Origin of the sequence: Streptomyces sp. NPDC048337 (assembly GCF_043201175.1) — a bacterium.
Classification (GTDB): Bacteria; Actinomycetota; Actinomycetes; order Streptomycetales; family Streptomycetaceae; genus Streptomyces.
Genome location: NZ_JBICYR010000002.1, coordinates 304679 through 317059, shown reverse-complemented (window position 1 = coordinate 317059; position 12381 = coordinate 304679). Strand labels below are relative to the sequence as shown.

Annotated in this window: 14 protein-coding genes; 9 read left to right on the top strand and 5 right to left on the bottom strand. The window is 73.4% G+C overall.

What is annotated here, in order from left to right:
- The first annotated feature begins 35 nt into the window (after positions 1-35).
- Both ACGFYU_RS04505 and ACGFYU_RS04500 read left to right on the top strand, forming a co-directional pair.
- A complete protein-coding gene (locus ACGFYU_RS04505) occupies positions 36-659 on the top strand; it encodes a PadR family transcriptional regulator (protein ID WP_393825739.1) in 624 nt (207 codons plus the stop codon).
- Positions 660-850: 191 nt separating this feature from the next.
- A complete protein-coding gene (locus ACGFYU_RS04500) occupies positions 851-1534 on the top strand; it encodes a glycerophosphodiester phosphodiesterase (RefSeq protein ID WP_393825738.1) in 684 nt (227 codons plus the stop codon).
- Positions 1535-1561: 27 nt separating this feature from the next.
- Here ACGFYU_RS04500 and ACGFYU_RS04495 read toward each other — a convergent pair whose 3' ends face one another.
- Positions 1562-2104: a GNAT family N-acetyltransferase gene (locus ACGFYU_RS04495; protein ID WP_393825737.1), complete on the bottom strand. Its 543-nt coding sequence runs from the start codon at positions 2102-2104 to the stop codon at positions 1562-1564.
- Between the two features lie 146 nt (positions 2105-2250).
- On the opposite strand from ACGFYU_RS04495, the gene ACGFYU_RS04490 reads away from it, so the two are divergent.
- From ACGFYU_RS04490 to ACGFYU_RS04475, 4 genes are all read left to right on the top strand, one after another.
- Entirely contained in the window at positions 2251-2790 is a 540-nt protein-coding gene (locus tag ACGFYU_RS04490) for a DUF5134 domain-containing protein (RefSeq protein WP_393825736.1), read from the top strand.
- Between the two features lie 81 nt (positions 2791-2871).
- Positions 2872-3810 (top strand): M56 family metallopeptidase, encoded by a 939-nt coding sequence (locus ACGFYU_RS04485; protein WP_393825735.1) that lies wholly within the window; start codon positions 2872-2874, stop codon positions 3808-3810.
- A gap of 45 nt (positions 3811-3855) precedes the next feature.
- Positions 3856-4506 (top strand): phosphatase PAP2 family protein, encoded by a 651-nt coding sequence (locus ACGFYU_RS04480; protein WP_393825734.1) that lies wholly within the window; start codon positions 3856-3858, stop codon positions 4504-4506.
- 106 nt (positions 4507-4612) lie between these two features.
- On the top strand, positions 4613-5233 hold the full coding sequence (locus tag ACGFYU_RS04475) for a TetR/AcrR family transcriptional regulator (protein ID WP_393825733.1): 621 nt from the start codon (positions 4613-4615) through the stop codon (positions 5231-5233).
- Here ACGFYU_RS04475 and ACGFYU_RS04470 read toward each other — a convergent pair.
- On the bottom strand, positions 5227-6711 hold the full coding sequence (locus ACGFYU_RS04470) for an LVIVD repeat-containing protein (RefSeq protein WP_393825732.1): 1485 nt from the start codon (positions 6709-6711) through the stop codon (positions 5227-5229). The genes ACGFYU_RS04475 and ACGFYU_RS04470 overlap by 7 nt on opposite strands.
- A gap of 77 nt (positions 6712-6788) precedes the next feature.
- Here ACGFYU_RS04470 and ACGFYU_RS04465 point away from each other — a divergent pair, with 77 nt between their 5' ends.
- The 3 genes from ACGFYU_RS04465 to ACGFYU_RS04455 are packed head-to-tail and all read left to right on the top strand — an operon-like array spanning position 6789 to position 9312.
- Entirely contained in the window at positions 6789-7457 is a 669-nt protein-coding gene (locus tag ACGFYU_RS04465) for a DUF305 domain-containing protein (protein ID WP_393825731.1), read from the top strand.
- Between the two features lie 52 nt (positions 7458-7509).
- Positions 7510-8868, top strand: coding sequence for an FAD-dependent oxidoreductase (locus ACGFYU_RS04460; protein WP_393825730.1), 1359 nt, complete (start codon positions 7510-7512; stop codon positions 8866-8868).
- A gap of 36 nt (positions 8869-8904) precedes the next feature.
- On the top strand, positions 8905-9312 hold the full coding sequence (locus ACGFYU_RS04455) for a hypothetical protein (RefSeq protein ID WP_393825729.1): 408 nt from the start codon (positions 8905-8907) through the stop codon (positions 9310-9312).
- Here ACGFYU_RS04455 and ACGFYU_RS04450 read toward each other — a convergent pair.
- From ACGFYU_RS04450 to ACGFYU_RS04440, 3 genes are all read right to left on the bottom strand, one after another.
- Positions 9309-9668, bottom strand: coding sequence for an ArsR/SmtB family transcription factor (locus tag ACGFYU_RS04450; protein ID WP_393825728.1), 360 nt, complete (start codon positions 9666-9668; stop codon positions 9309-9311). The genes ACGFYU_RS04455 and ACGFYU_RS04450 overlap by 4 nt on opposite strands.
- Before the next feature lie 115 nt (positions 9669-9783).
- Positions 9784-10884, bottom strand: coding sequence for an NADH:flavin oxidoreductase/NADH oxidase (locus ACGFYU_RS04445; RefSeq protein ID WP_393825727.1), 1101 nt, complete (start codon positions 10882-10884; stop codon positions 9784-9786).
- 80 nt (positions 10885-10964) lie between these two features.
- Positions 10965-12302, bottom strand: coding sequence for a wax ester/triacylglycerol synthase family O-acyltransferase (locus tag ACGFYU_RS04440; protein WP_393825726.1), 1338 nt, complete (start codon positions 12300-12302; stop codon positions 10965-10967).
- Between the last annotated feature and the right edge of the window lie 79 nt (positions 12303-12381).

The following is a 12381-nucleotide window of genomic DNA, read 5'->3' as shown; positions in this document are numbered from 1 at the left end:
TGCGTCCCGTGCCCGGTCTTACTTCAATTCGGAATATGACTAGTAGTCAGAAGGCGAAGAAGCAAGAGCTTCCGCCGACCGCGTGGGCGGTTCTCGGCCTCCTCTCCTTCCCCGGAGAGCGGACCGGGTACGAGCTGAAGAAGTGGGCGGACTCCTCGCTGCGCTTCTTCTACTGGTCGCCGGCCATCAGCCAGATCTACGCGGAGCTGCGCCGGCTGGAGGAGCTGGGATACGCCTCCTCCGCGCGCTCGGGCCCGGAGGAGGCCCGCGCCAAGCGCCGCTACACCATCACCGACGCGGGACGCGAGGCGCTGGCCGGCTGGGCCGCCGACACCGCCGAGGCCGGGCCGCCGGTGCTCAAGCACGGGCTGCTCCTGCGGGTCTGGCTCGGGCACCTGGCCGAGCCGGAGCGGCTGCGCGCGATGGTCGGCGAGCACCTGGAGCGCACCCGGGAGGAGCTGGCCGCCGTACGGGAGGCCATGGAGCACGCGGCCGACGTACCGGAATGGGCCTTCCCCACCCTCGCGCTGCGCTGGAGCGAGCGGCAGCACCTGGCCGAACTGGAGCTGGCGGAAGCCCTCTTGGCCGACCTGTCGGCCCTCCCCGAGGGCGGGACCGCGGGTCGTCAAGCCGACAGGGACGCGCCCACTCCCGGGTGACGCGACGGCGGTCACGAGCGCGGTCAAGAGGGCGGACAAGCCCGGCGGGAAGCGGCCGGTGCGCCGCTGAGGGGCGCTGCACGGGCGGTCCCATCGCACCGTGGGCGCACTAGCATGCGTCCTCACCGCGCGCGGCCGGTCGGGACACCGCGACCGCGCGGGGAGCCGCCGTCGACGGAAGCGAGAGAACCTTGACTTTCCTCACCATCGGTCACCGCGGGGTCATGGGTGTGGAGCCGGAGAACACCCTCCGGTCGTTCGTCCGCGCGGAACGTTCCGGCATGGACGTCATCGCTCTGGATCTCCAACTGAGCAAGGACGGCGCACTCGTCGCCCTGCACGACCCCGAAGTGGACCGCACCACCGACGGATCGGGTGCCGTCACCGACCTGACCCTCGCCGAACTGCGCGCCCTCGACGCCGGCCAGGGCGAGCAGGTGCCCGTCTTCGAGGAGGTCCTGGACGCGGTCCGGGTGCCGCTCCAGGCGTCGGTCCGGGACCGGGCCGCGGCCGAGGTGCTCGCGGAGCTGATCCTGCGGCGCGACCTGACCGCCCGGGTGGAGGTGGCCTCCTTCGACGCCGCGGTGCTCGTCGAGACGGCCCGGCGGGTGCCGGGCGTACGGACCGCCCTCTACGCGAGCCCGCACGGGGACGACATCGTGGACCGGGCGTCGGCCGCGGGCGCGGGAACGATTGCCCTGGACATCCGGCGCATCGCCCTCGGGACCGTGGAGGCGGCCCACGCGGCCGGACTGCGGGTGACCGGCTGGACGGTCAACACCCTGGACCAGCTGCGGCTGGCGCGGGCGCTCGGGCTGGACGGCGTGACCACCGACTTCCCGGAGATCCGCAGCACGGGCCGGTTCACCGCGTGACGGCGGCGCACACCGTATCGGCTCCGGTTACAGCGGCTTGACCAGCAGCTCGAAGGCCAGGTCGTCGCGGAGCGGCACGCCGAAGCGCTCGTCTCCGTAGGGGAAGGGGCTCAGCTCGCCGGTGCGCCGGTAGCCGCGGCGCACGTAGTAGGCGATGAGCTCCTCCCGTACGTTCACCACCGTCATCCGCATCTCCTTCACGCCCCAGGTCTCCTGGGCGCGGCGCTCGGCCTCGGCCAGGATCTCCTTGCCGAGGCCGCCGCCCTGGAGCCCGGGGCGGACCGCGAACATCCCGAAGTAGGCGTGGTCCCCGCGGTGTTCGAGCTGGCAGCAGGCGACGAGCTCGCCCGCGCGCTCGACGACCAGCAGGACGCTGTCGGGGGTGTTGATGACCTCCCGGACCCCGTCCGCGTCGGTGCGCTGCCCTTCGAGGTAGTCCGCCTCCGTGGTCCAGCCGCCGCGGCTGCTCTCGCCTCGGTACGCCGACTCGACGAGCGCCACCAGCTCGGTCACGTCCGCCTCCACGGCGCTGCGAAAGCTCAGGGCGGCGGGGTTGGCGGTCGACGACATCGGGGGCTCCGTTCCACGCGGTGGCATATGACATGCCGGGTAGGGCAAGGAGAGCGTAACCCGGGGCCGCGTGAGCACCGCGTGAGAAGGGCATCTCTCCCCGTGACGCCGACGAACCGGGAGGTTCCGCCGTGCACGGTTCCGCCATGTCCCCCTCAGCATCCTCCACCGTCTCCTCCTGGCTCCTCGTCCTGCTGTGCGCGGTGAGCGGGGCGTACTGTCTGCGCCAGGTGCGCAGAGCGGGCGGCGGGGCCGCGGGTGATGCCGTGATGGGGTTCGGCATGGCCCTGATGGCGGTACCCCTCCGGAGCACCGGCGGGTGGCAGGATCCCGCGCTGGCCGTGCTCTTCTGCGGCGCGGCCCTGCACGCCGTGTGGCTGCTGCGGGGCGGGGCGCACCACGCGCACCACCTGGTGGGGTCGCTGACGATGGTCTACATGTCCCTGACGGCGGTCTCCGGGCACGGGCACGGGGCCGGGCTGCCGCTGCTGACCGGACTGCTGCTCCTCTACTACGCCGGCTACGCGGTGCTCGGCGGGGCCCGGCTGGTCACGGCGGGCGGGACCGTCGCCCCTCGGCAGGCGGGCGGTCCGGACGGCGGCTCCGGCTCCGGCTCCGGCGAGCTGACCCGCGCTTGCCGACTGGCCATGGGAATCGGGATGTTGGCGATGCTGCTCACCATGTGAGGGCTCCGGCCGACGTGTCCTGCGTCACCAATCCCGCGCGGCCGTACCCGCAGGTAGGCCCGCGCTCATAGGCTGGCGGCCATGATGGTCCCCGCCGCTCTTCTGATGCTCGGCGCCCTGACCGCGGTGCTCGCCCCCCGTCTGCTGGCCCGGGCCCAATGGCCCGAGCGCGAACCGGTCGTCGCCCTGTGGGTGTGGCAGTGCGTGGTGGGTGCGGTGCTCCTGTGCCTCGGGCTGTCGATGCTGCTGAGCGCTGCGGCCGCCTGGCAGGCCGTGCGGGGCCGGCTGTTCGCCGCCGCCCCGCGCGGGGTGGTCGACGCCTACGCCCTGGGCGCGTCCGGCGGCCCCTGGGCGGCGGGCACGGCCCTCGCCCTGGCGGGCGGTGCGCTGTGGACCGCGGCGCTGCTGGCCCGGGAGGTGCTGCGGACGCGGGCGGACCGCCGCGCGCAGAGCGCCGAACTGCGCGAACGGGCCCCACTGCTCCCCGGGGAGGAACCCACGGGCGCGCGGCTGGTCGTACTGGAGGGCCCGCGGTCGGAGTCGTGGTGGCTGCCGGGGGCGGCCCCGCAGCTGGTGGTCACGACGGCGGCCCTGGGCCGGCTGAAGGGCAGTCAGCTCGATGCCGTACTGGCCCACGAGCAGGGGCACGCTGCGGCCCGGCACGACTGGCTGCTGCACTGCTCGCGCGCGCTGGCCCGTGGTTTCCCGCAGGTGCCCGTCTTCGCGGCCTTCGAGGCGGAGATGCACCGGCTCGTGGAGCTGGCCGCCGACGACGTGGCCTCGCGGCGGTACGGGCGGCTGACGATCGCGCTGGCCCTGGTCGGACTGAACGAGGACCGCGGGGTGTTCGGGCCCTGCGCCCACCCCCAGGCACATGTCCCGCAGCGGGTGCGGCGGCTGCTGTCGGCCGTGCCCCGGCTGTCGCCGGCCCGCAGGCTCCGACTGACGGCGCTGGCCACGCTGGTCCCGGCGATACCGCTGCTGGTGGCCTTCGTACCGGGCCTGAGCGCACTGGCCTAGCGTGCCCGGTGCGGGGGCGGCGCCCGCCGGTGCGAGGATCCCCGTATGCGGAGCGATCACGTCGTACGGTGGGCGGGCATCGGCTGTGCGCTGCTCGCGGCCGTTCTGACGGCGCTGGTGGTGGCGCGGTGGCAGCCGCTCCTCACCTACGACTACCGGCTCGCCCGGCATCTCCACGGCCATGCCGTCACCCATCCCGGAATCACCCACACCCTGCGGATCCTCACCGACTGGGTGTGGGACCCCTGGACCATGAGGCTCCTGGCCGCCGTCGCCTGCGTCGGGCTGTGGTGGCGCGGGCGGCGAGAGCGGGCGTTGCGGGTGGCGCTGGCCACGGTGGTGGCCTCCGTGGTGCAGCAGGGGATGAAGGCGCTGGTGGGGCGGGGGCGGCCGGTGTGGCCGGATCCGGTGGACTCGGCGCTGTTCGCGGCCTATCCCTCGGGCCACGCCATGACGGCGACGGTGGTGTGCGGGCTACTGCTGTGGCTGCTCCCCCGGGCGGCCCCGCGGTGGGCGGTGCGGTCCGCCTGGACCGCCGCGGCCGTGTCGGTGCTCGGGGTCGGCTTCACCCGGCTCTACCTCGGGGTGCACTGGCTGTCGGACGTGGTCGCGGGCTGGCTGCTGGGCGTGGTCCTGGTGGCTCTCGCGACGTCCTGGCCCGGCCCGCGGCACCGGTCCGACCCGTCCGGCCGATGAGGTTGTGGGCGTGCCTGCTCTGGGCGATCCCCCGTGTCACCCAGAGCAGGCGACCCCGTGCGCTGAGTATATTGGCTCGGAGCCAGTCAACGCAGCAGGAGTAAGCATGGTCCCGCGCAGCGCATCGGTCAATGAAGAATTGCGCAGACGTTCCCGGGAGCGGCTGCTCCAGGCCACGGTCGAGCTCGTCGCCGAGCGCGGCTACGAGGCGACGACGCTCGGCGACATCGCCGACCGGGCGGGCGCGGCCCGCGGCCTGGTCTCGTACTACTTCCCGGGCAAGCGGCAGTTGCTCCAGTCCGCCGTGCACCGGTTGATGCACCTCACGCTGGAGGCGGCGCTGGAGCGCGAGCCGCGCAGCGAGGACGGGCGCGAACGGCTCGCGCGCGCGGTGGACGCGATCCTGGGGCTGGCCCGTGACGAGCCGCTGCTGATGCGGACCCACATGGCGGGCATCCTCACGGCCGAGGGGTTCGTGCAGTGCCCCGAACAGCAGCGGCTCGCCGAGCTGTTGCGGGACACCGTCACCCGGTACGGCTCACCGGACGTGGACGCGGACTATCCGCTCCTGCGCGCCCTGCTGATGGGCGCGGTGGTGGCGGTGCTGCTGCCCGGTGCTCCCATGCCGCCGGCGCGGCTGCGGGCCGAGCTCTTCCAGCGCTACGGGCTGGACTGGGAGCTCGGCGTCCCGCCGCCCGGCGGCCCGCCCGCCGGAACGTTTCAGTGATACTCGGGCTGGCTCTGCACGTTGAGCCGGTCCATCCACACCCACTTGGCGCTCTCGGTGCGCCAGTCGTCGAGCCTCAGCACGTCGAGGCCCTTGGCGATGTCGTTCGAGTAGATGTGCCCGTTGTAGTAGTAGGCCGACCAGGACCCGCCGAGTCCGATCCGGTCCGTGGTGAGCGGGCCGCGCTCGAAGTAGCCGATCTCCTTGGGGGCGGCGGAGTCGGTGAAGTCCCAGACGGAGACGCCTCCCTGGTACCAGGCCTGCACCATGATGTCGCGGCCGCCGCCGACCGGGATCAGCGAGCCGTTGTGGGCCACGCAGTTCTCGGTGTCGGCCTGGTGGCGCGGGATCTTGAAGTAGCTGCGGAAGGCGAGCCTGCGCTGGTCCCCGCTGCCGGTTATGTCATAGACCCCGTCGGCACCCCGGTTGGGGCCGGTGGCCTCGTTGCAGGTGGCGCCGACACCGCCGCCGAGTTCGTCGGTGAACACCACCTTGTTCGCCCGCTCGTTGAAGGTGGCCGAGTGCCAGAACGCGAAGTTCACGTTGTCCTGGACCCGGTCGATGACCCGTGGCTCCTCGGGCTTGCTGATGTCGAAGAGGATGCCGTCGCCCATGCAGGCGCCGGCAGCCAGCTTCTTCGAGGGCAGCACGGTGATGTCGTGGCAGCCGGTGGTCTTGGAGACCCCGGGGTTGGTGGGGGCGCCCGGGTTGCCGCCGTCAGGGAAGAGGATCGGGAAGGCGACCACCGCGGCCTGCGTCGGCGCCTTCTTCGGGACCTTCACCACCGAGATGCCGTCGTGCGGCGGCTTGCAGTCGGGGAAGGCCTCGTTCGGGGAGTACGAGGCGACGTAGAGGTAGATGTCGCGGCCGCTGGGCACCAGCGTGTGGGTGTGGGAACCGCAGGCGGTCTCGACGGACTTGATGTACTTGGGGTTCTTCTTGTCCTTGATGTCGAAGATCTTGATGCCCTCCCACGAGGACTTCTCCGTCGCGGGCTGCGAGACGCTGTTGCAGGAGTCGTCGCTGCGCGAGGAGTCGGTGGAGAGGAAGAGCAGGTCGCCGTAGACGGAGACGTCGTTCTGACCGCCGGGGCAGAGCACCTGGGTGACGGTCTTCGGTGCCTTCGGGTTGGCGATGTCGTAGATCGTGAAGCCGCTGTAGCTGCCCGCGTAGGCGTACCGGCCCTGGAAGGCCAGGTCGGTATTGATGCCGTCCGGGTCGGAGCTGGGGATGTTGGCCAGGGGTTGGATGTTGGCGCTGTGCACGATCTCGTCCTGCCCGGGTATCTCGCCCGGGGCGAGTTCCCTGCCCTGGACCGGGCCCGCGCTCTGCTGGTTGCCGCGACCGGGCGATAAGTCGCCCGGGTCCGGGGTGGCGGCGGCCGGACCGGCCGCCAGGAGTGTGGTGAGGAGCCCAGCCGCCGCCGCGGCCACGCCCAGACTCCTGTTCCGCCCTCTTGCGGTGTGCAACGAGGTCATGTTGCCCTCCCATGGGAGTCCGATCGGTTCCGTTCGGGGTGGGAGCGGAACCAGGACCCCAGCAGTATCTTCCTCTCATGGACATGACAAAAGCCCCCCGGCGCCGCAAGGCCGTCGGAGCGGCCGCGTTCGCCGCCCTCCTGCTCGCACTCACCGGCTGCGAAGCGGACGGCGGGGCGGACGGCGGGGCGGACCGGGCGAAGGACGGACGGGCGGTGGTGATCGCACCCGGCAAACCGGGCGAGACGGCCCGCACCCTCACCCCCGAGCAGGCCGCCCGGGAGAAGCCCGACGACACCCCCAACGCGGCCGACCACACCTACACGCGGCACATGATCGAGCACCACCGGCAGGCTCTGGCGATGAGCGCGCTCGCGCCCGAACGGGCCTCGGCAGAGGGGGTCAAGCGGGTCGCGGAGCGGATCACGGCCGCGCAGCGACCCGAGATCGGGGCGATGGAGAAGTGGCTGGCCCGCCATCCGGAGCCCTCCGCCGGATCCGGCGGGCACGACCACGGCGCGATGCCGGGCATGGCGACGGAGCAGCAGCTCAAGGAGCTGGCGGACGCCAGGGGCGCGGACTTCGACCGGCTCTTCCTGAAGCTGATGATCGCCCACCACGAGGGTGCGCTCACCATGGCCGGCACGGCGCTGGCCGAGGGCAACAACGTGATGGTCGAGGAGATGGCCAACGAGGTCGTGGCGACGCAGACCGCCGAGATCCACCGGATGCGCGCGATGGGCTGACGCCCGCCGGAGCCGGTGTCATGCTGGGAACACCTGCGGGAGGAGCTCCGCCGTGCTTCGTGTCGCCGTCGTCGGATCGGGCCCCAGCGGGGTCTACGCGGCCCAGACGCTGGTCCAGCAGCGTGAGGTGCCCGGGGTGCGGGTCGACGTACTGGACCGGCTGCCGGCGCCGTACGGCCTGGTGCGGTACGGGGTCGCCCCCGACCACGAGAAGATCAAGTCGCTGCAGGGCAACCTGCGCACCGTGCTGGAGGACGAGCGGATCCGCTTCCTCGGGAACGTCGAGGTCGGTGGGGAGCTGCTGCCCACGGAGCGGCTGCTGGAGCTGTACCACGCGGTGATCTACTGCGTGGGCGCGGCGCGGGACCGGCTGCTGGGGATCCCGGGCGAGGAGCTGGCCGGGGTGCACTCGGCGACGGCCTTCGTGTCCTGGTACAGCGGGCACCCGGACGCGGTGGGCGAGACCTTCGACCTGCCGGGGGTGGACTCGGCGGTGGTGGTCGGTGCGGGCAACGTCGCGGTGGACGTGACCCGGATCCTGGCCCGGGGCGCGGCCGAACTCGCGCCGACCGACATGCCGCAGCCGGCGCTGGGCGCGCTCTCGGACAGCGGGGTGCGCCGGGTGGCGATGGTGGCCCGACGCGGCCCCTCCCAGGGCAAGTTCACCACCAAGGAGCTGCGGGAGCTGGGCACGCTGCCGGGGGTGGACGCCCTGGCCGACCCCGCCGAGCTGGCCCTCGACCCCGTGTACACGGATCCGGGCGCGGCGGCGGCGCTCCCCGCGGTGGCCCGGCGCAACCTGGAGGTGCTGCGCGGCTGGGCGGAGCGGGGCCCGGGCGAGGCGGAGCGCCACATCGACCTGCGGTTCTACCTGCGACCGGTGGAGGTCCTGGGCGGGCCCGACGGGCGGGTGACGGGGATGCGCTTCGAGCGGACCGCCCCGGACGGCAGCGGCGGGGTGACCGGGACGGGCGCGTACGAGGACATCGAGGCGCAGTTGGTCCTGCGCTCGGTGGGATACAAGGGCGTCCCGCTCGCCGGACTGCCCTTCGACCCCGCCAAGGGCACGGTCCCGCACGCGGCGGGCCGGGTCCTGCGCGCGGGGCGGGCCTCGGTCGGCGAGTACGTGGCGGGCTGGATCAAGCGCGGCCCGACCGGGGTGATCGGCACCAACCGGCCCTGCGCCAAGGAGACCGCGTCCTCGCTGCTCCAGGACGCGGGGGCGCTGGCCCGGCGCGAGCTGCCTGGGGATCCGCTGGACGCGCTGCAGGCGGCGGGCGTGCGTGCGGTGCAGTGGCCGGGGTGGCTGGCCATCGAGGCGGCCGAGGTCGATCTGGGACGCTCGCTGGGCCGCCGCTCGGTGAAGATCCCGGACTGGGCCGGACTGCGCGGCGCCGCAGGCCTCGCGTAGGGTGACTGACTCCCGTACGGGTAAGGGGAGTTGACCATGGGAACGTCCTGGGGGCGGAGCACCGGCGCGGCGCTGACGGCGGTGGCGTGCGCCGCGCTGCTGGCGGGCTGCACGGAGGAGGTCCGGGTGACGGCCGCCGCCGGGCCGACCGTGACGGCGACCGCCGCTCCGCCGGACGCGGCCGCGCGGGCCGAGCGCTACCGGGCCGCCGGCGGGGACGCGGACGTGTACGGCATCCAGCGGGAGTCCGGACCGCAGGGCGTGCCCCTGCTGATCGTCCGCACGCGCAACGCGGACGCGGACGCCGCGCTCTTCGACCGGCAGTCCGCCTCGATCACGTCCTGGCTGTCGACCGAGGAAGGGCTCTCGCTGCGCGCGGGCTACCTGATGGACGTCTTCGGACCGGACGGGGCCCTGCTGCACCGCCTGGACGCGCGGCCCTAGGAGGCGGCCGGTGCGGCGAGGCGCGTCTCTTCGGCGGTGGCGGCCGCGAGGACGCTGTCCAGCAGCCCCGGGAAGACGGACTGCAGTTCCTCGCGGCGCAGGGTGTTGAACTTGGTGGTGCCGCGGTAGGTCTGGCGCACGACACCGCTCTCGCGCAGGACGCGGAAGTGGTGGGTGGTCGTGGACTTGGTGACCGGCAGGTCGAAGTGCGAGCAGGACAGTTCCGCCGCGGAGCCGGCCAGGTCCCGGACGATGGACAGCCTGACCGGGTCGGAGAGCGCGTGGAGCACGTCCTCCAGGCGGATCTCACCCGCCTCGGGGTGGGCAAGGGTGCGGGCCGCGTCACGTTCCGTCATGTCCCTGCTCCGCTCACTCGGTGTGGTCCGTGTCCTCCCCATGGTACGAGAACCGTCGTAGGACGGGTGGGGGTGGTGCGGCCCCGGCGCGGGTCCGGCCCGGGCCGCACCGGGGTCACCAGGACCGGTGGTACTGGTCGGGCGTGCGGATCTCGGCGCCCAGTTCGACGGCCGCGCGGCGAGCCCAGTACGGGTCGCGCAGCAGTTCGCGGCCCAGCAGGACCGCGTCGGCCTCGCCGTTGGCCAGGATCTTCTCGGCCTGCTCCGGTTCGGTGATCAGGCCGACGGCGGCCACGGGCAGGCCGGTCTCGGCCTTGACCCGCGCGGCGAACGGCACCTGGTACCCGGGGCCGACGGGGATCTTCGCGTGCGGGGCGAGCCCGGCGGTGGACACGTCGAGCAGGTCCACCCCGTGCTCCTGGAGGAGCGAGGCCAGCCGGACCGTCTCGTCGGCGGTCCAGCCCTCCTCCTCCAGCCAGTCGGTGGCCGAGATCCGGAAGAAGAGCGGGAGCTCCTCGGGCCACACCGCCCGTACGGCGTCCACGACTTCGAGGGCGAAGCGGGTGCGGTTCTCGAAGGAGCCGCCGTACTCGTCGGTGCGCTTGTTGCTGTACGGGGAGAGGAACTCCCCGATCAGGTACCCGTGGGCGCCGTGGATCTCGACGACCTCGTACCCCGCGGCGAGCGCGCGCCCGGCGGCATCGGCGAACCGGCCCACGATCTCCCGGATCTCATCGGCCGTCAGCTCGTGCGGTACGGGGTGGCCCTCGGCGAACGGCACGGCGCTCGGGGCGACCGGCTGCCAGCCGTGCGCCTCGGGCCCGACCGGGGCGCCGCCCTTCCAGGTCTGATCGGTGGAGGCCTTGCGTCCGGCGTGCCCGATCTGGATGCCGGGGACGGCGCCCCGGGCCTTGACGAAGGTGGTGATCCGGCGCAGCGCCTCGACCTGGGTGTCGTTCCAGATGCCGAGGTCGTTGGGGCTGATCCGGCCCTCCGGGGCGACCGCGGTGGCCTCCTGGATGATCAGGCCGGTGCCGCCGACGGCGCGGGCGGCGTAGTGCGCGAAGTGCCACTCGGTGGCCACACCCGCGTTGGGGCCGAAGGCCTCGGCGCTGTACTGGCACATCGGCGCCATCCACACGCGGTTCGGGATCGTGACCGAGCGGAGCGTGTAGGGAGCGAACAGGGCGGCGAAAGCAGCGGGGGCAGCACTCATCAGGGCTCTCCAGACATCACCGGGCGCGCCGGGGATCGGCGGTCAAGTACGAGACTCACCGTACTACGAATTTCCTCGTACTACGAGACCTCTCGTACAAGCGCGTCCAACTCCTCGCGCAGCGCCCCGGCGAGGGTGGGCAGATCCGGGACGGCGGCCGCGTCGGCGACCAGGCCGTAGTGGACCGTCCCCTTGTACGTGGAGACCGCGACGGCCAGGGACTGTCCGGCGGCCAGCGGGGCGAGCGGATAGACCTCGCGGACCCGGCTCCCGCCGAGGGTGAAGGTGAACCCCGGCAGCGGGACGCTGGTCACGAGGATGTCGAACAGCAGCCGGGCGGCCTGCGCGACGAGCGGGCCGCCGAGGCGGTGGCCGAGCGGGTGGACGTGGTCGGCGAGGAGGGCGACGGCCCCGGCGCCGCGGGCGGGGCCGGCGTCCTTGTTGCGGTCCATGGCGACGCGGACGCGGTCCAGGCGGCACAGCGGGTCGGGTTCGGCGAGCGGGAGGCGCACCAGGTATCCGGAGAGCCGGTTGCCGGCGGCTCCTCCGGGGCCGCGGCGGCGGGACACGGGAATCAGGGCGCGCGGTCCGGCGCCGCGCGGCTCGGGGTCGCCCCGGCCGGCCAGCCAGCGCCGCAGCGCGCCCGCGACGAGGGCGATCAGTACGTCGTTGACGGTGCCCCCGGCGCCCTTGCGGACCAGGTTGACCTCGTCCAGGTCGAGGGCGAGGCCCGCGACCGTACGGGTTCCCGGGCGGGCGGCGTCGGCGGTGAGCGCGGCGGGCACGCCGAGGGGCAACCCGGCGCGGGCCACGGCGGCGCCGATCTCCAGGGCCTGGCCGACGTCCTGTACCCGGGCGGCGAGGACCCCGGGCAGGCGGCGCAGGGCCGAGCCGGCCCGCTGCTCGGGGACGGGGCGCTGCTCGGGCGCGGGGCGCGCCGGGGCCGTCCGCGGGGCGGGGCCCTCGTCGAACAGCGCCGCGGCCAGCGCGAGCGCGCCCAGGCCGTCGGCGAGGGCGTGGTGGAACTTGAACAGGACCGCGAAGGAGTCCGTGTCGGGCCCGGACAGCACGTGCGCCTCCCAGGGCGGCAGCTCGCGGTCGAGCGGCCGCGCCATGAGGGGCCCCGCGGCGGCGTGCGGATCGGCGGTGGCCGTACGGACGAGGAACACGTGGCGCGCCGGGTCGAAGTGCGGGTCCGGCGACCAGGCGGCCGCCCCGACGGGCAGCAGGACGTCGCGGATCCGGCGGCGCAGCCCCGGCACGGCGGCGCAGCGGTCGGTGAGCAGCGCGGCGGCGCGCTCAGCGCCTCCGGATCCGGAGGCGGTGAACACGGCGAGGGCGCCGAGGTGCATCGGGTGGGCGGCGGATTCGATCCGCCAGAAGGCGAGGTCGAGCGGGGACAGGTGCTCGGTGGCCACGTAGGTCCTCTCGCATGCGGCGGCAGTGGCCTGAAGTCAACCTATTGCGAACACCCGCATGCAAGTAGTGAGGATTTCC

What these genes read in the sequence shown, in the direction of transcription:
- ACGFYU_RS04450 (WP_393825728.1), bottom strand. Translation starts at nt 9,668, where the DNA reads ATGACGGAACGTGACGCGGCCCGCACCCTTGCCCACCCCGAGGCGGGT.
- ACGFYU_RS04505 (WP_393825739.1), top strand. Translation starts at nt 36, where the DNA reads ATGACTAGTAGTCAGAAGGCGAAGAAGCAAGAGCTTCCGCCGACCGCG.
- ACGFYU_RS04490 (WP_393825736.1), top strand. Translation starts at nt 2,251, where the DNA reads ATGTCCCCCTCAGCATCCTCCACCGTCTCCTCCTGGCTCCTCGTCCTG.
- ACGFYU_RS04475 (WP_393825733.1), top strand. Translation starts at nt 4,613, where the DNA reads ATGGTCCCGCGCAGCGCATCGGTCAATGAAGAATTGCGCAGACGTTCC.
- ACGFYU_RS04465 (WP_393825731.1), top strand. Translation starts at nt 6,789, where the DNA reads ATGGACATGACAAAAGCCCCCCGGCGCCGCAAGGCCGTCGGAGCGGCC.
- ACGFYU_RS04480 (WP_393825734.1), top strand. Translation starts at nt 3,856, where the DNA reads ATGCGGAGCGATCACGTCGTACGGTGGGCGGGCATCGGCTGTGCGCTG.
- ACGFYU_RS04470 (WP_393825732.1), bottom strand. Translation starts at nt 6,711, where the DNA reads ATGACCTCGTTGCACACCGCAAGAGGGCGGAACAGGAGTCTGGGCGTG.
- ACGFYU_RS04485 (WP_393825735.1), top strand. Translation starts at nt 2,872, where the DNA reads ATGATGGTCCCCGCCGCTCTTCTGATGCTCGGCGCCCTGACCGCGGTG.
- ACGFYU_RS04455 (WP_393825729.1), top strand. Translation starts at nt 8,905, where the DNA reads ATGGGAACGTCCTGGGGGCGGAGCACCGGCGCGGCGCTGACGGCGGTG.
- ACGFYU_RS04445 (WP_393825727.1), bottom strand. Translation starts at nt 10,884, where the DNA reads ATGAGTGCTGCCCCCGCTGCTTTCGCCGCCCTGTTCGCTCCCTACACG.
- ACGFYU_RS04495 (WP_393825737.1), bottom strand. Translation starts at nt 2,104, where the DNA reads ATGTCGTCGACCGCCAACCCCGCCGCCCTGAGCTTTCGCAGCGCCGTG.